This is a genomic window from Bradyrhizobium ontarionense (genome assembly GCF_021088345.1).
Taxonomy (GTDB): Bacteria; Pseudomonadota; Alphaproteobacteria; order Rhizobiales; family Xanthobacteraceae; genus Bradyrhizobium; species Bradyrhizobium ontarionense.
This window is the reverse complement of record NZ_CP088156.1, coordinates 2,184,898-2,202,019: the sequence shown is the minus strand read 5'-3', so window position 1 is coordinate 2,202,019 and position 17,122 is coordinate 2,184,898. Positions and strand designations below refer to the sequence as shown.

General features: G+C 65.5%; 12 protein-coding genes. 4 read left to right on the top strand and 8 right to left on the bottom strand.

The annotated features are described in order from the left end of the window. The first annotated feature begins 143 nt into the window (after window positions 1-143). Window positions 144-752, top strand: coding sequence for a 2-hydroxychromene-2-carboxylate isomerase (locus LQG66_RS10060; RefSeq protein WP_231326015.1), 609 nt, complete (start codon window positions 144-146; stop codon window positions 750-752). Continuing rightward, window positions 752-1,729, top strand: coding sequence for an NADPH:quinone oxidoreductase family protein (locus LQG66_RS10055; RefSeq protein ID WP_231326014.1), 978 nt, complete (start codon window positions 752-754; stop codon window positions 1,727-1,729). Before LQG66_RS10060 ends, LQG66_RS10055 begins: the two co-directional genes overlap by 1 nt. Window positions 1,730-1,900: 171 nt before the next feature. Here the strand turns inward: LQG66_RS10055 and LQG66_RS10050 are convergent, their stop codons facing one another. The 8 genes from LQG66_RS10050 to LQG66_RS10015 form a co-directional block, all read right to left on the bottom strand. Then, window positions 1,901-2,791 carry a crotonase/enoyl-CoA hydratase family protein gene (locus LQG66_RS10050; RefSeq protein WP_231326012.1) on the bottom strand — a complete coding sequence of 297 codons (891 nt, stop codon included), beginning with the start codon at window positions 2,789-2,791 and terminating at the stop codon, window positions 1,901-1,903. Window positions 2,792-3,177: 386 nt separating this feature from the next. After that, window positions 3,178-4,599 (bottom strand): amidase, encoded by a 1,422-nt coding sequence (locus LQG66_RS10045; RefSeq protein WP_231326010.1) that lies wholly within the window; start codon window positions 4,597-4,599, stop codon window positions 3,178-3,180. Between the two features lie 67 nt (window positions 4,600-4,666). Further along, window positions 4,667-5,830 (bottom strand): M20 aminoacylase family protein, encoded by a 1,164-nt coding sequence (locus tag LQG66_RS10040; RefSeq protein WP_231326008.1) that lies wholly within the window; start codon window positions 5,828-5,830, stop codon window positions 4,667-4,669. A gap of 32 nt (window positions 5,831-5,862) precedes the next feature. Beyond that, entirely contained in the window at window positions 5,863-7,362 is a 1,500-nt protein-coding gene (locus LQG66_RS10035) for a M81 family metallopeptidase (RefSeq protein ID WP_231326007.1), read from the bottom strand. 300 nt (window positions 7,363-7,662) lie between these two features. After that, window positions 7,663-9,309, bottom strand: coding sequence for an ABC transporter ATP-binding protein (locus LQG66_RS10030; RefSeq protein ID WP_231326006.1), 1,647 nt, complete (start codon window positions 9,307-9,309; stop codon window positions 7,663-7,665). Between the two features lie 138 nt (window positions 9,310-9,447). After that, on the bottom strand, window positions 9,448-10,338 hold the full coding sequence (locus tag LQG66_RS10025) for an ABC transporter permease (protein ID WP_231326001.1): 891 nt from the start codon (window positions 10,336-10,338) through the stop codon (window positions 9,448-9,450). An 11-nt stretch (window positions 10,339-10,349) separates the two neighbouring features. Further along, entirely contained in the window at window positions 10,350-11,291 is a 942-nt protein-coding gene (locus tag LQG66_RS10020; protein ID WP_231325999.1) for an ABC transporter permease, read from the bottom strand. Between the two features lie 448 nt (window positions 11,292-11,739). Beyond that, window positions 11,740-12,870, bottom strand: coding sequence for a M20/M25/M40 family metallo-hydrolase (locus tag LQG66_RS10015; protein ID WP_231325997.1), 1,131 nt, complete (start codon window positions 12,868-12,870; stop codon window positions 11,740-11,742). Window positions 12,871-13,139: 269 nt separating this feature from the next. Here LQG66_RS10015 and LQG66_RS10010 point away from each other — a divergent pair, with 269 nt between their 5' ends. Both LQG66_RS10010 and LQG66_RS10005 read left to right on the top strand, forming a co-directional pair. Further along, a complete protein-coding gene (locus LQG66_RS10010; protein WP_231325995.1) occupies window positions 13,140-14,753 on the top strand; it encodes an ABC transporter substrate-binding protein in 1,614 nt (537 codons plus the stop codon). 512 nt (window positions 14,754-15,265) lie between these two features. Continuing rightward, window positions 15,266-16,879 (top strand): ABC transporter substrate-binding protein, encoded by a 1,614-nt coding sequence (locus LQG66_RS10005; RefSeq protein WP_231325993.1) that lies wholly within the window; start codon window positions 15,266-15,268, stop codon window positions 16,877-16,879. Window positions 16,880-17,122 lie beyond the last annotated feature (243 nt).

Below are 17,122 nucleotides of genomic sequence, written 5' to 3'. Positions count from 1 at the left end.
ATTGCGAGGAGCCGAAGGCGACGAAGCAATCCAGAATCCCAACGCAGAGGCAGTCTGGATTGCTTCCGCCGTCGCCCTTCGGGCTATGGCGGACACGTCGCTGCGCTCGCAATGACGAACCCACATAGACCGAGGACATACCAATGATCGAATTCTTCTTCGACTGCTCCAGCCCCTGGACCTATCTCGCCTTCCACAACATCCAGCCGCTCGCCAAGGAGTTCGGCGTCGACATCGTCTGGCGGCCGATTCTCGTCGGCGGCATCTTCAACACCGTCAATCCCAGCGTCTATGCGCAACGTGAGACGCCGGTGCCGGCCAAGGCGGCCTACATGCTGAAGGACCTCGGCGACTGGGCACGGTCGGCCGGGCTCAGGATCAAGATGCCGCCGACGGTGTTTCCGGTGAACAGCGTCAAGGCGATGCGCGGCTGTATCTGGCTGGGGCAGGACATGGTGCCGTTCGCGCGCACCGTGTTCGAGATCTACTGGGGCGAGGACCAGGACATCTCGCAGGATGCGGTGCTGACCGAGGTGTGTCGGCGGGTCGGCATCGATCCGAAGGATTTCTTCGAAGGCATCGCGCAGCAGGGCATCAAGGACCAGCTGCGCATCAACACCGAGGAGGTCGTGAAGCGCGGCGGCTTCGGCTCGCCGACCATCTTCGTCAACGTGACCGACATGTATTTCGGCAACGACCGCCTGCCGCTGATCCGCGAAGCGCTGGCGAGGACGAAGGGCCGCGCCGCGTGATGCCGCGCGCGATCGTCTGCCGCGCGCTCGGCCCGCCGGAGCAGCTGCGGCTGGAGGCCATCGCGCCGCATCCGCTTGGTGAGCGCGAGGTGCGGGTGAAGATCCGCGCCGCCGGCATCAATTTTCCCGACATCCTGATGGCGGCCGGCGAGTATCAGCTCAAGCCGGAGCTGCCGTTCACGCCCGGCGTGGAAGCGGCCGGCGACGTCATCGAGACTGGTGCTGCTGTGACTGGAGCCGCGATCGGCGACAAGGTCATCGTGCGCATGCGGTTCGGCGCCTATGCCGAGGAAGCGGTGGTCGCCGCCAGCCAGCTCACGCCGCTGCCATCGACCTTCGACTATGCGGAAGGCGCCACCTATCTGGCCGGCCATGGCACGGCCTATCACGCGCTGGTCGATCGCGGCCAGCTGAAGTCGGGAGAGACCTTGCTGGTGCATGGCGCCGGCGGCGGCGTCGGGCTTGCTGCCGTCGAGCTCGGCAAGCTGCTGGGCGCGACCGTGATCGCGGTCGCCTCGTCGGAGGAGAAGCTCGCGGTCGCCAGGGCCCGCGGCGCCGATCATCTGGTGCTGTCCGCACGCGAGCCGTTCCGTGACGCGGTCAAGCGCATCACGGCGGGGCGCGGCGTCGACGTCGTGTTTGATCCGGTCGGCGGCGAGGTGTTCGAGAACAGCGTGCGCTGCATCGCCTGGGGTGCGCGGCTGCTCGTCATCGGCTTCACCGGCGGCATCGGCCTCGCGCGCACCAACCTGATCCTGATGAAGGGTGCCAGTGTCATCGGCGTCCGCGCCGGCGAGGCCGTGCGCAGGGATCCGAAGCTCGGCGAGGTGCGCTTGGCGGCCCTGCTCGCTCTTGCGGAGCAGGGCAAGCTGCGGCCCAACGTGTCGCATCGCGTTCCCTTCGCGGATTATGCGCATGCGATGCGGCTCCTGATCGCGCGCAAGGCGATCGGCCGCGTGGCGCTGGTGATGGATTGAGGCACAACGCCGCCACACCCTCCGCTGTCGTCCCGGCCTCCGAGCCGGGACCCATACCGCGTGATCTCGCTTGGGGCACGCTGGACGTCGTTCTTCGCCAAACGGCATCCTGTGGCTATGGATCCCGGATCGGCGCGCGCGTGCCGCGCGCTTGTCCGGGATGACCGCATTCTACTTGTACTCCCGCTCGTCCCACCACGGGAAATAGTTGGGCATGTCGGCCGACACAGTGTTCTTGAACTGCGCCGGGCGCTTTTCCAGGAACGACACCACGCCTTCCTTGACGTCGTCGGAGCGGCCGCGCGCGTAGATGCCGCGGCTGTCGACCTTGTGCGCCTCCATCGGGTCGTCCGCGCCCGTCATGCGCCACATCATCTGGCGGATCAGCGCGATCGACACCGGCGCGGTCTTCTCGGCGATTTCGCGCGCCAGCGCGCGGGCGGTCGGCAGGAGATCATCCGGCGGCACCACCTTGCTGACGAGACGGCCGGCGAGCGCCTCCTGCGCCGGGAACACGCGGCCGGTGTAGCACCATTCCAGCGCCTGCGAGATGCCGACGAGGCGCGGCAGGAACCAGCTCGATGCCGCCTCCGGCACGATGCCGCGCTGGGAGAATACGAAGCCGAACCGCGCCGCTTCCGAGGCGATGCGGATGTCCATCGCGAGCTGCATGGTGACGCCGATGCCTACCGCCGGGCCGTTTACCGCGGCAATGACCGGCTTCAGCGACTTGAAGATGCGCAACGTCACCTGGCCGCCGCCGTCGCGCACCTGCGGATCGGAATAGTCAGTGCTGCCATCGGCGTGACGTTTCACCGGACCGCGCTTGGCGTCGCGGTCGAAGGTGTCGGCACCGGAGGAGAGATCGGCGCCGGCACAGAAGGCCCGGCCTGATCCGGTGACGATGATGGCTCGGACGTCATCATCCTTGTCGGCACGATCGAAAGCGTCGATCAGTTCGCGCTGCATGGTCGGAGTGAAGGCGTTGAGCTTTTCCGGCCGGTTCAGCGTAATGGTTAGGATCTGCTCGGCGACGTCGTAGAGAATGGTCTCATATGCCATGGGCGTTTCCTGATGTGGTCGTTGTTGGTGTTGTTGTTATCCTGACAATTGTGCGCGCCACAATCTCCGTCGTCATTCCGGGATGCGCCCCCTTGGGCGCAGGCCCGGAATCCATAGCCACGATCGTGAGTATGGATTCCGGGCTCGTGCTTCGCACGCCCCGGAATGACGATCATAGTTTAGCGCAGCGATATCGGCAAAAGTCCGCGTCAGATATTCCTTAGGGTAGGCAACGGCGCGGCGGCCATCAGCAGCGGTGGCGTGGATAGCGCGGTGTGTGCGCCTTTGCCCACCCTATGCATTTCCCGTTGTTCCGTCATTGCCGGGCTTGACCCGGCGATGTATGCGCGGGTCGGAGCCCGAGCATGACAGTTCGAGTGCATATGTTATGCAGCCGGCGCCACCGGCCACGGTCGCTGTTCGCCGCGCAATCCTTCGAACGTTTTCGCCAACCCCAGCACGCCGAGATCGTCGAAGCGGCGGCCTATGATCTGCAGACCGATCGGGAAGCCGTCGTCGTCATAGCCGGCATTGACCGAGATCGCCGGGTTCTCCGACATGTTCCACGGCACGGTGTAGGTGATGTGCTCGAACGGCGCCTGCGGATCGTTCACGGGTGAGGCGTACTCGGCCGGAAATTTCACGCCGGGCGAGGTCGGCGAGATGATGTAGTCGTATTCGCCGAACAGTTTTGCCGCAGCCGCGCGCAAGGTCATCGTGACGTTGAAGCCCCTGATCACCTCGACGCCCGACAGCGCAGCACCGCGCTCGGCCCATTGCAGGATGTAGGGCAGGGTCTTGGCCCGCACCTCGGGCGCGAGCCGCGCCAGATCGTCCCACAGCCGCGCGCGCCAGAAATTGTCGAGGCCGTCGAGCATCTCGCGCGTGAGGACGCCCTTCACCTCGCTGATCACGGCGCCCGCGGATTCGAAGGCTCTTGCGGCTGCCAGCGTCGTCGCACGTACCGGCTCCTCCAGCGGCTGGCCGACGCCGCCGAGGTCGAGCATCAGGCCGATGCGCAGCTTGCGCGCGGGCTTCTCCGCGACCTTCCAGTGCAGGTCTGACGGCGGCAGGCTGGTGCCGTCGCGGCGGTCGGGCTTGGACAGCACGCTCATCATCAGCGCGGCGTCGTCGACGATGCGCGTCATGGGACCGGCGACGCGGCCGACATAGGGCGGATCGATCGGCACGCGGCCGAAGCTCGGCTTGAGCCCGACCAGGCCGCACCAGGACGCTGGCAGCCGGATCGAGCCGCCGATATCGGTGCCGACATGGAGCGGGCCATAGCCGGCGGCGGCCGCAGCGCCCGCGCCGGCGCTGGAGCCGCCGGGATTCATCCGGAGATCCCAGGGATTGCGCGTCAGCGGATGGAAGCTCGACAGGCCCGACGACAGCATCCCGTAGTCGGGCATCGTGGTCTTGGCGAAGATGATCGCGCCGGCTTCGCGCAGGCGTGCCACCGGCGGTGCGTCGGCTGCCAGCGGCGCGCGCGTGACGCTGGCGGCGCCGAGCGGCATCGGCTGTCCCTTGGTGGCGATATTGTCCTTCACCGTCGCCGGCACGCCGTCGAGTGAGCCGACCGGCTCGTCCTTGGCCCAGCGCTCGGTCGACGCTTTCGCCGCAGCCCGCGCGCCGTCGACGTCGAGCAGATAGAGCGCCTTGATGTGCGGTTCCCAGAGCGCGACCTGCGCCAGCACCTCGTCCATCACTTCGGAGGGCGAGAACTGGCGCGCACGATAGCCGACGATCAGGTCGACGGCGGAGAGATCGTGTAACGAGGTGACGTCGTCCGAGGCGGGCTTGTGCATGCTGGTGCTCCGTTGCCGAAGTTCATATCAAATAGCCTGCCCGCTCATTGACGTATGTCAGACGGCATCAGCCAGCCGGCAGACGGGTCTCGATGATGCGGGCGAACATGCTGGCGCCGATCGGCAGGATCTTGTCGTCGAGCACGTAGCCGGGATTGTGCACCGGTACCGAGCCGTCATGGCCGACCCAGAAATAGGCGCCAGGAATCGTCTGCAGCATGTCGGCGAAATCCTCGCTGCCCATCTTCGGCGTCGAGCGCGTGAGCACCTTGGACGGCTCGACCACGGTGCGGGCGACTTCCTCGACCACCTTGGACTGCTCCTCCTTGTTCACGAGCACGCTGAACGTGTCGCGGATGTCGACGTCGATCTCGCAGTTGAAGGCCGCCGCCATGCCGGCGCAGATCGCGCGCATGCGCTCGCGGATCAGAGCGCGCACGGAGTCCGAGAAGGCGCGCACGGTGCCGCACAGCCAGGCATCACCGGGAATGACGTTGTAGGCCGAGCCGGCATGGATTTGGGTGATCGAGACCACGGCGGCCTGCAATGGCTCGACGTTGCGGCTGACGATGGTCTGAATGGCCTGCGCCACGCTGGTTGCGATCACCACCGCGTCCTTCGAACGCTCTGGCATCGCGCCATGTGCGCCATAGCCGGAGATGCGGATGTCGAAGAAGTCGGCGCCGGCCATTGCGGGGCCGGGCAGGATGGCGACCTCGCCATGGTTCAGGTCGGGCGCATTGTGCAGGCCATACAGCTCGTCGCAGGGAAATTTCTGGAACAGGCCGTCCTTGATCATCGCCCGGGCGCCGCCGAGGCCTTCCTCGGCGGGCTGGAAGATGAAGTGCACTGTGCCGTCGAAGTTGCGGGTTTCGGCCAGATAGCGCGCGGTGCCGAGCAGCATCGTGGTGTGGCCATCATGGCCGCAGCCGTGGAAGCGGCCGGGAATGGTCGAGCGCCAGGGCAGGTTGGTGTTCTCTTCCATCGGCAGCGCATCCATGTCGGCACGCAGGCCAATTTTCCTGCCGCCGTCGCCCTTGCCCTTGAGCACGCCGATCACGCCGGTGCCGCCGAGGCCGCGATGCACCTCGATGCCCCATTGCGCGAGCTTCTCCGCGACGATGCCGGAGGTGCGCGTCTCCTCGAAGCCGATCTCCGGATGGGCGTGCAGGTCGCGGCGGATGGCGGTGAGCTCGTCGGCGTAGCCTTGGATACGGTCGATCGTGGGCATGCGTGTCTTTCCGTTGAAAAGCGATGACGTGTTTAAGCTGAGAAGGCCGGGCCGTTCGGCTTGAGCCGGATGCCCGGACGCAAGCTCGTCCAGGGCAGGGTGGAGGGATCGGCGGGCATTGCGCCGGGCGCGGCGCAGATCAGGAGCTGTTCGGCGATGGGCTCGAAATCGGCGCGGAAATGCACCGAGCTCTTGTTGACGAGGACCGCCTGTTCGGTCGGCTCGATGCCGACGAAGCGATACATTTCCTGGTCGGCGAGCTGGGCCTTGTGCGAGCAGACGACGACCCGGACATCGCCGATCCGCAAGGCGGCCGAGGGGCCCATCTCCATCTTGCGGCCACCATAGAATGGGCCCGGCGCGATGAAGCGGCCGTCCGACAGCTTCTCGACGACGAAGCTTTCCTCGAACGGCGCATCGCCGGGAATGCCGCTCTTGCCGCCGAGCGACAGGGTGACCGTCGCGCCTTCGCCGGCCGCATGCGCCGCCAGCGCCGATTGCGGATCGTAGATCATGCCGATCGCGGCGCGGCTGGCGCGGTTGCGCACCAGCGCGCGCAGCATGCCGGTGGTGTCGGAGTCGCCGCCGGCGCCGGGATTGTCCTGGGTGTCGGCGATCACGATGGGGCGGGTCGCGGACTTCGCCAGCATCATCGCATGGCGCACGCCATCGTCGGGCGTGTAGATGGCGCCGTCGAAATCATCCTCATGGCCCATGACGATTGCGGCGATTGCATCCGCTGCGGCATCCGCATCAGCCTGCGTGCGGCCATAGGCGAACACGCTCGGTCCGCAATGGGCGAAGTCGGCCGCCGGAAAGCCCGGCGCGAAAGACAGCGTCGGCACGGCGTCGGTCTGCAGCGCGGCGAGCTGTTCGTAGATGCCCTTCGTTGGCTGGTCGTTGGTGCATTGCCAGCTGATCGGGATCAGGAACGGCAGCTGCCGGAACGCCTTGGCAAGCGGTTGCTTCGAGCGCAGCAGCAGCGCCAGATGCGCGGCCGATGCGCGGCCGGTGTCGGCCATGTCGGTGTGCGGATATTTGCGATAGGCGATCAGCGCGTCGGCCTGCGCGATCATCTCGGGCGTGACGTTGGCATGCAGGTCGAGGCTGGCGACCAGCGGCACGTCGGGGCCGATCACCTTGCGCACGCGAGCCAGGATCTCGCCCTCGCCGTCGTCGAGATGCTCCGCCACCATCGCGCCGTGCAGGTCGAGATAGACCGCGTCGAGCGGACCGGCGGCCGCGATACGGTCGACCATCGCGCCGGTGATTCGTTCGAACGCGTCTTTGGTGACATGGGCGGACGGGCTCGCCGCGCAGGCGATGGTGGGAACGATGTCCCAGCCGTGAGCCTCGGCGACCGCGATGAAGCCGGCTTGGCCGGCGTTGATGTCACGCATCGTGGTCAGCACGCTCGCAGCATCGGCGATCGAGGCGCGGCCGCCGCCATGCATGAAGGCGTCGTAGTCCGCCTTGGTCGGTGCGAAGGTGTTGGTCTCGTGCAGGAAGCCGCCAATCGCGACGCGCGTCATTACTTCGCCTCAGGCCGTTGACGTCGGTCAGGACGTTAGACCGCCCCTCGCAGCCCACGCAAGCGACGGAGCGATGCTGTTTTGCATGCCGCGTGAGCCCGATGCGCGTGAGCTGGCGCTCCTATCTCCACAGCGGCATTCCGGGGCATCGCGCAGCGATGAGCCCGGAATCCATACCCCCAGGACGAGCTATGAGGCACGCGCGTCGACCAGCCGATGTCACCACGTCCGCCTCGGCGTATGGATTCCGGGCTCGTGCTGCGCACGCCCCGGAATGACGGGCGGAGAGGGCGTGCCGACTTACGCCACCGCCTCCGACACCGGCCGGAAATTGGCAAAATCCCAGTTCCGGCCCGGAGCGGCTTCGAGCAGCGATTTCGTGTAGGCTTCCTTCGGATGGGTCAGGATTTCGCCCGCCGGTCCCTGTTCGACGATGCGGCCCTTCTGCATCACGACCACCTCGTCGCAGATCTGAGCAGCGACGCGCAGATCATGCGTGATGAACAGGATCGCGATGCCGAGCCGGCGCTGGATCTCGTCGAGCAGCTCCAGCACCTGCGCCTGCACCGACACATCGAGCGCGGACACCGCTTCGTCGGCCACCAGCACGTCCGGATCGAGCGCGAGCGCGCGCGCAATCGCGATGCGCTGGCGCTGGCCGCCGGAGAACTGGTGCGGGTAGCGCGAGATCGCGTCCGCAGGCAGGCCGACCAGCTCGAGCAGCTCGCGCGCCCGCGCCATCGCCTTGTCGCGCGGCGCGCCGTAGTTGACCGGCCCCTCGGCGATGCTCTCGCCGACGGTGATGCGCGGGTTGAGCGAACGGTAGGGATCCTGGAACACGATCTGGATGCGCTTGCGGTGCGGCTGCAGCAGGCGGCGGGTCAGGATCGAGATCTCGTGGCCGCCGAGGCGGACGCCGCCGGAGGTCGGGTCGATCAGGCGGACAATGCAGCGCGCCACGGTGGACTTGCCGGAGCCGCTCTCGCCGACGATGCCGAGCGTGCGGCCCTTGCGCAGCGTGAGCGTCACGTTCTCAGCGGCGACGACCTCGCGTGCTTTGCCGAGGAACGAGCGCTCGCGATAGACCTTGCCGAGCTCGGTGGTCTCCAGCACCACCGGGTCCTTGGTCTCGGCCCGCGGTGCGCGCGGGATGAGGCTCGGAACCGACGCGAGCAGGTTGCGCGTGTAGTCCATCTCAGGCGCGCGCAGGATCTTGTCGAGCGGCCCGGTCTCGACCAGGCGGCCCTGGCGCATCACCGCGACGCGGTCGGCGATCTCGGCGACGACGCCCATGTCGTGGGTGATGAACAGCACCGCGGTGCCATGATCGCGCTGCAGGTCGCGGATCAAAGTGAGGATCTGCTTCTGCGTGGTGACGTCGAGCGCGGTGGTCGGCTCGTCGGCGATCAGCAGCTTCGGCTCGAGCACCAGCGCCATCGCGATCATGATGCGCTGACGCTGGCCGCCGGAGAGGCGGTGCGGATAGGAGGCGAAGATGCGCTCGACGTCGGGGAGGCGGACCTGCTCCATCATGTCGAGGATGCGCTTGCGCCGCGCCCGCGCATCGAGCGAGGTGTGCGCGCGTAAGACCTCGTCGATCTGGCGGCCGACATGGACGACCGGATTGAGAGCGGTCATCGGCTCCTGGAAGATCATCGCCATCCGGGTGGCGCGCAGCTCGCGGAGCCGGCGATCACTGGCGGTGAGCAGCTCTTCGCCGACCAGCTTGACGCTGCCGCCGACGGCATGCAGCGCGTTCTTCGGCAACAGGCCCATCGTGGTCAGCGAGGTCACCGATTTTCCGGAGCCGCTCTCGCCGACGACGCAGAGCGTTTCGCCCTTTTCGACCTTGATCGAGACGCCGTCGATGATGCGCGGCCCGTTCGGGTTCTTCGTCTTGCCGAGGGCGACGACGAGGTTGTCGATGTCGAGAATGGTGTCGGTCATTTCAATATGTCTCCGCCGTCATCGCGAGGCGTGTGAGCGCGTAGTCCGGATGAGCCAAGCGACATCCGGGTTCGCCTGCGCAGTCTCGGTGACCCCGGATATCGCTTTCGCTCATCCGGGCTACGATTGCAGCACGTCTCACTTGACGCCCTCCCGCTGCTTCATGCGTGGATCGAGCGCGTCGCGCGCGGCGTCGCCGATCAGGTTGATCGAGAGGATGGCGATCGACAGCAAGAGGCCGGGCCAGAAGATCAGCGACGGCTTGATCTGGAAGTAGGAGCGGCCCTCGGCCATGATGTTGCCCCAGGTCGGCGTCTCCGGGCTGATGCCGGCGCCGAGGAACGACAGGATCGCCTCGGTGAGAATCGCGGCGGCGCAGATATAGGTGCCCTGGACGATGAGCGGCGCGATCGTATTCGGCATCAGATGCCGCCACATGATCTTGGGCATCGAGGTGCCCAGGGAAATGGCGGCCTCGACATAGGGCTCCTCGCGCGCGGTCAGCACGACCGAGCGAACCAGGCGCGCGACGCGTGGGATTTCGACGATCGTGATCGCGATCATCACGGTGCCGACGCTGGCGCCCGACAGCGAGACCACGGCGATCGCGAGCAGGATGCTCGGGATCGCCATCAGGCCGTCCATGACGCGCATCATGATGGCGTCGACCCAGCGGAAGAAGCCGGAGACGAGGCCGATGACGAGCCCGATGGCGATCGAGATGATCGCTGCGCCGACGCCGACCAGGAGCGAGATGCGGCCGCCATAGATGGTGCGCGACAACAGGTCGCGGCCATAGGCGTCGGTGCCGAGCAGGAACTGCGCGCTCGACGGCTTGAGCCGCTGCGACGGCGCGAGCAGCACCGGATCATGCGGCGCCAGCAGCGGTGCGAGGATCGAGACGATCACGATCAGCGCCAGGCAGACGGTGGCCACGGCAATGATCGGGGTCGAGGTCAGAAAGCCGAACCTCGGACCCAGTCGCGTGGTGACCGGAATCGACGGCTCAGGGGTGGTAACGATCGCCATCGGAAGGGACCTCAGTAACGGATACGTGGATCGAGGAGGGTGTAGGCGAGGTCGATCAGGAGATTGACCGCGAGATAGATGAACGAGGTCAAAAGGATCATGCCCTGAATCACCGGATAGTCGCGCGCCAGCACGGCATCGACCGTGAGTCGTCCGATGCCGGGCAGGTTGAACACGCTCTCGGTGACGACGACGCCGGAGATCAGCAGCGCGAAGCCGGAGCCGATCACGGTGATGACCGGTACGGCGGCATTGCGCAGCGCATGCCGCAGCAGCACCGCGACCTCGCTGACGCCCTTGGCGCGCGCGGTGCGCACGAAGTCCTCGCCGAGCACGTCGAGCATCGCGGCGCGGGTCATGCGTGCGATCAGCGCGACGTAGATGAAGGAGAGCGCGCAGGTCGGCAGGATGATGCGCTCGAAGAACGGTCCGAACCCGACGGTCAGGCTCTTGAAGCCTTGAACAGGAACCCAGCGCAGATTGATCGCGAACAGCTGGATCAGGATGTAGCCGATCACGAACACGGGGACAGAGAAGCCGAGCACCGAAAGGCCCATCACGAAACGATCGATCCAGGTCCCGTGCTTCCAGGCTGCGATCACGCCGAGCGGCACCGCGACGAGGATCGACAGGATGATGGTCGAGATCGCGACCGAAATGGACGGTTCGACGCGCTGCCCGATCATCTGCAGCACCGGCACCTTGGAGATCAGCGACACGCCGAGGTCGCCATGCAGCAGCTGATTGACCCAGGTGAAGAACTGGACGTAGAGCGGCTCGTTCAATCCGAGCGACATGCGGATGCGCTCGAGCTGCTCAGGCGTCGCGTTGTCGCCCGCGAGGATCGCCGCCGGGTCGCCCGGCGTCAGCCGCAGCAGGAGAAAGACGAACAGCGCCACCACGCCCATCACGGGGATGGACGCGAGGATGCGGCGAAGCAGATAACCGATCATCTTGAGAGAACCGCCTTCATGATACCTGGACGACGCATACGGCGTCGTGATTGAATCTGCATGTCACCGATGTCCATCGCTTTCAAGGTCTCCGGTGGTTCGCTTTGCGGCGAATGACACGGCATTCGTGATCACATCGGCACATTGCATTTGCGAACAGCGCGTTTGCGAACAAGCTTCCGCATTTGCCGAGAAGCTCGCGGCAACCTCGGTCGCAAGAACTTTGCAAGGCGCATGCCATCATGCGCGCGCCGCCGCGCGAATGTCGAGTGGGCGCGCGCCGGTCCCGGAAAATGAAACTGTGCTGCTACGCAGCAGGCAGTGCGTGGCCCGGGCGAGCGGTCGCCGAAGCCCAAAGGGCGTAGGCGCCCCCGGGGAGAGACTGTCCCCGCATGTCGCTTCGCTCATGCGGGCGACATGCGGTCACGTGCCGCGATCTCGTCACGATCTAGGCGAGCGTCGCGAGCAGGCCGCCCATAAGTCTGCCGCGCTCTGCAAGGCTGTCGATCTCGATGTACTCGTTGAGCGTGTGCATATCGGCGCCGCGGACGCCGAGGCCATCGAGCGTGGGAATGCCCAAGGCGCCAGTGAAGTTGCCGTCGGAGCCGCCGCCTGCCGAGCCGTGCGGCAGCGTCGTGCCGAGTTGTTCGGCGATGCCGCGCGCCTGCTCGTACAGCGCGATGGTTCCGGAATCCGGCTCCCAGACCGGCCGCGTCACGCCGCGCGTCACCTTGAAGGTCACGTCGTCGGCAGTGCCGGACAGTGCCAGCATGCGCTCCACGCCACGGTCGAGATCCGCCTGCCGCTTGGCCATGCTGAGTGCTTCGCCCGTGCAGGTCGTGGCGACGCAATTCACCCACTGCCCGCCATGCACGATGCCGACCGAGAAGGTGCAATCCTCGCCCGTCATGGCGTCGATGGCGAGAATCTGCCGTGCCATTTCCCGGATTGCGGAACGGCCCGCGGCGAGCCGCGCGCCCGCGTGGCTCGGCCGTCCGATCGCCTCGAGATTGAACCGGGCGATGGCATAGCGGCCGGTCACCACGCCATTGTCGGGCCGGCCCGGCTCGGGCACCAGTACGTATTTGTTGCGCTGGGCTTCCGCTTCGATGATGTCTCGGGTCGAGGGCGTGCCGACTTCCTCGTCCGGCGTGAACAGCACGGTGATCGGCAGCGGCGTCATGAACGAGGCCTTCATCAGCTGGCGGATCGCCTCCAGCGTCAGATAGTTGCCGCCCTTCATGTCGCAGATGCCCGGCCCATAACATTTATTACCTTCGCGGCGCCAGGGAAGCTTCGACAGCGTGCCGACGGGGTGGACGGTATCCATGTGGCCCGCGATCAGGATGCCCGGTTCGCCCTGCCTCGGGTGAGGGAAACGGGCGCGCACGCAGCCTGCGAAGCCCTGGCGCCCGGCGATGCGCTCGATCGTCGCACCCATGATCGCCATGTCCCGCGCGGCGAGGTCGAGCATGCGTTCCACGGCGCCAGCGTCCCAGGTCGGACTTTCGCATTCGACCCAGCCGCGCAAGCCCTGCAGCATGGCTTCGGTATCAAAGGGAAGATTGGCTGGATTCATGTGAGCTCTCTACAAGATTTTGTCGTGAAACCGTGACACGAGACGGAGTCGCGCGGGCTTTGTAAAGCCAAAGCTGTGCAGGCGTTAACGGCAATATGAGCCGCGACGGGCATGCGCTGAATGCGGATTGACGCGAAAGACGACTGGTGCAAGTGTCGAAATGTCCCGATTTACAGCGTGTTAGTTCGCACAAGGAATGACCTGCACGCACAACGAATGATCCGGTTCTGATCAGTTTTACGCCAAACCATCCCGTCAGGAGACCACGTATGTTCCACACCACGCGTTGGAAGCGCCTCACGCTCGCCACGAGTCTGGCCGTTTCCATGCTTTCGCTCTCCGTAGCGCTGAGTTCGCATGCCATTGCTGCCGGCAAGAAGACGATCACGGCGGTGATGCATTCGGATCTGCGCGTGATCGACCCGGGCTTCACGACGGCCTACATCACCCGCGACCACGGCTACATGGTCTATGACACGCTGCTGGCCGTCGATTCGAACTTCAAGATCCAGCCGCAGATGGCGGACTGGAAGGTCTCCGACGACAAGCTGACCTACACCTTCACCTTGCGCGACGGCTTGAAGTGGCATGACGGCACTGATGTCACGGCGGAGGATTGCGTCGCCTCGCTGAAGCGCTGGGGCCGCAACGACGGCATGGGCCAGAAGCTGATGGACTTCACGGCGAGCCTGGAAGCGGCCGATGCCAAGACCATCGTGCTCAAGTTGAAGGAGCCCTACGGGCTCGTCCTGGAGTCGATCGGCAAGCCGTCCTCGCTGGTGCCGTTCATGATGCCGAAGCGTCTCGCCGAGACTCCGCAGGGTCAGCAGATTCCGGAGCAGATCGGCTCAGGCCCGTTCAAATTCGTCAAGGCGGAATTCCAGCCGGGCGTGAAGGCGGTCTACGAGAAGAATACCGACTACGTGCCGCGCAAGGAGCCGGCGAGCTGGGTCTCGGGCGGCAAGGTGGTGAAGGTCGACCGCGTCGAGTGGATCACGATGCCGGACGCGCAGACAGCGGTGAACGCGCTGCAGTCGGGCGACATCGACTTCATGGAGAATCTTCCCTACGACATGATGCCCGTGCTGGAGGCGAACTCCGATCTCAAGATCGACGTGCTGAACAAGTTCGGCTACCAGACGCTCGGCCGCATGAACTTCCTGTATCCGCCGTTCGATAATGTGAAGGTGCGGCGCGCGGCGTTCCTGGCACTGAACCAGAAGGACGTGCTCGACGCTCTCGTCGGCAATCCTAAGTATCAGAAGGTCTGTGGCGCGGTGTTCGTATGCGGCACGCCGCTGGAGACCGATGTCGGCGCCGAGACCCTGATCAAGGGCAACGGCATGGCGGAGGCCAAGAAGGCGCTCGCCGAATCCGGCTATGACGGCACGCCGATCGCGATCATGGCGCCGGGCGACGTCACCACCTTGAAGGCGCAGCCCGTCGTCGCGGCGCAGCTGCTCCGCGAGGCCGGCTTCAAGGTCGACCTGCAGGCGACCGACTGGCAGACCGTGGTGACGCGGCGCGCCAGCCAGAAGCCGATCAAGGAAGGCGGCTGGAACATGTTCTTCACCAACTGGGTCGGCGCCGACGTCGCCAACCCCGTGGCGAACGTGTCGATCGGTGGCCGCGGCACCAAGGGCGGCTGGTTCGGCTGGGCCGAGGACGCCGACATCGAGAAGCTGCGCGACGCCTATGCGCGCTCGTCCTCGCCCGAGGAGCAGAAGAAGATCGCAACCGAGATCCAGAAGCAGAACTACGAGAAGGTGCTCTACGTCCCGCTCGGTCAGTACCTGTTGCCGAGCGGCTGGCGCAAGTCGCTGACCGGCGTCCTCGACGGGCCGGCGACGCCGCTGTTCTGGAACATCGACAAGAGCGAGTAGGTCGCAGCACGACGAGCGCTCTCCAGGACGCCAACGCAAAGCGCGACGAAGCCGGCTTCGTCGCGCTTTTTCTTTGTCGTGGTCGGGTGCGTCAGCAGTTCGGGTCGCGCACCGATTCCAGCCCTTCGACCAGCAGGGGCGGCGCGAGTTGATCCCGCGATGGCTGCCTGGTGGATGTCGGGGCTGGGGGACGTGGGTTGCGCTGCTGCTCGGCGGTTTCACTGGGCATCGTCGCGCTCCTTGTTCGACGTGATGAATCTCAGCCTCACAACGAACCAGCGGCAGGTGAGTTCCAGATTGTGGGACGGCGAAGCGGCGACCGGCGAGAGGTCCGGCCCGCGCGGTCGCGGTGCACATGCCTCCATGGCGATTGACGTGCGGTGGAACTGCTGCAAGTCTCGTTGGCGCGGGACGGTTAGCTCAGCGCGATGTGAGCGCGATGATCGGCGGCTCGCCCGGCCCTGATCGGTATCGGGGCAATCCGATGCAAGCCTCACGTCGAGAGAGATCGCATGTCACACACTTCGCGCCGGTCATCATCCGTGCTCGTCTCATGGCTCATCGCCTCGGTCATGGCGCTGTCGTCGGCGGCCGTGACATCGCAGGCCTTGGCCGCCGGCAAGAAGACGATCACGGCGGTCATGCATTCCGACCTGCGCGTGATCGATCCCATTTTCACCCCGGCCTACATCACCCGCGACCACGGCTACATGGTCTATGACACGCTGCTCGGGACCGATGCGAATTTCCAGGTCCAGCCGCAGATGGCTGAGTGGAAAGTCTCGGACGACAAGCTCACCTACACGTTCACCCTGCGCGATGGCCTGAAATGGCACGACGGCACGCCCGTGACCGCGGAGGATTGCGTTGCCTCGCTGAAGCGCTGGAGCAGCAATGACAGCATGGGCCAGAAGCTGATGGAGGCGACGGCCTCGCTCGAGGCGACCGACGCGAAGACGATCACGCTGAAGCTGAAGGGGCCCTATGGTCTCGTTCTCGAGTCGATCGGCAAGCCGTCCTCTTACGTACCGTTCATGATGCCCAAGCGTCTCGCCGAGACGCCCCCGAACCAGCAGATCACCGAGCAGGTAGGTTCAGGCCCGTTCAAGTTCGTCAAGGCGGAATTCCAGCCGGGTGTGAAGGCGATCTATGAAAGGAACGCCGACTACGTGCCGCGCAAGGAGCCGCCGAGCTGGACGGCGGGCGGCAAGGTCGTGAAGGTCGACCGCGTCGAATGGATCTCGATGCCGGACGCGCAGACGGCGGTGAACGCGCTGCAGGCCGGCGATATCGACTTCATGGAATTCCCGCCGATGGATCTCGAACCCGTGCTGGCGACCAATCCCGATCTCACGATGAATGTGCTGAACAAGTTCGGCTATCAGACGCTCGGCCGGATGAACTTCCTCCATCCACCCTTCGACAATCTCAAGCTTCGTCGTGCGGCGTTCCTGGCTCTGAATCAGAAGGACGTGCTCGACGCGCTGGTCGGCAATCCGAATTTCTACAAGGTCTGCGGCGCCGTGTTCGGCTGCGGCACGCCGCTGGAATCCGACGTCGGCTCCGAGACGCTGGTCAAGGGCAACGGCGTTGAGCAGGCCAAGAAGCTGCTCGCTGAAGCCGGTTACGATGGCACGCCCGTGGTCATCCTGGCGCCGGGCGATGCGATCACGTTGAAGGCGCAGCCGATCGTGGCGGCGCAGCTGTTGCGTGCGGCCGGGTTCAAGGTCGATCTGCAGACGACCGACTGGCAGACCGTGGTGACGCGTCGCGCCAACCAGAAGCCGCCAAAGGAGGGCGGCTGGAACATGTTCTTCACCAATTCGGTGATTGCCGATTCCGGCAATCCCATCGGCAGCACCTTCGTCAGCGCACGCGGACAGAAGAGCCCGTTCGGCTGGCCCAACGATCCCAAGATGGAGGAACTGCGGGACGCGTTCGCGCGTGCCTCCAGCGTCGCGGATCAGAAGAAGATCGCGGCCGAGATCCAGCAGGAAATCTACGAGCAGGTCATCTACGTGCCGCTCGGGCAGTGGTTCGCGCCGAGCGCCTGGCGCAAATCGATCACGGGCGTGCTGGAAGGGCAGGCGGTCCCGGTGTTCTGGAACGTCGACAAGAGCGAGTGAGACGTCCATCCTGAAGACGGCGCGGCGGTCCTTTTTCGGGGCCGCCGTTTTCGTTGGTGCGGCCGATGTACTTGGCGCATTGGAAGGCCCGCGTTGGAAGGCGCGGCGCAGCGTGCCTTCAGCATCTGTGCTGTATCCTCATTGCTGCATCTGATCGAGCGCGCGCGGCGTCGCGCGTTTCCGACCAGCAAACATGTCATTAGTTAGTTGTCGCGCGTCGATGCGCGCATAAGTTGTAGCGTA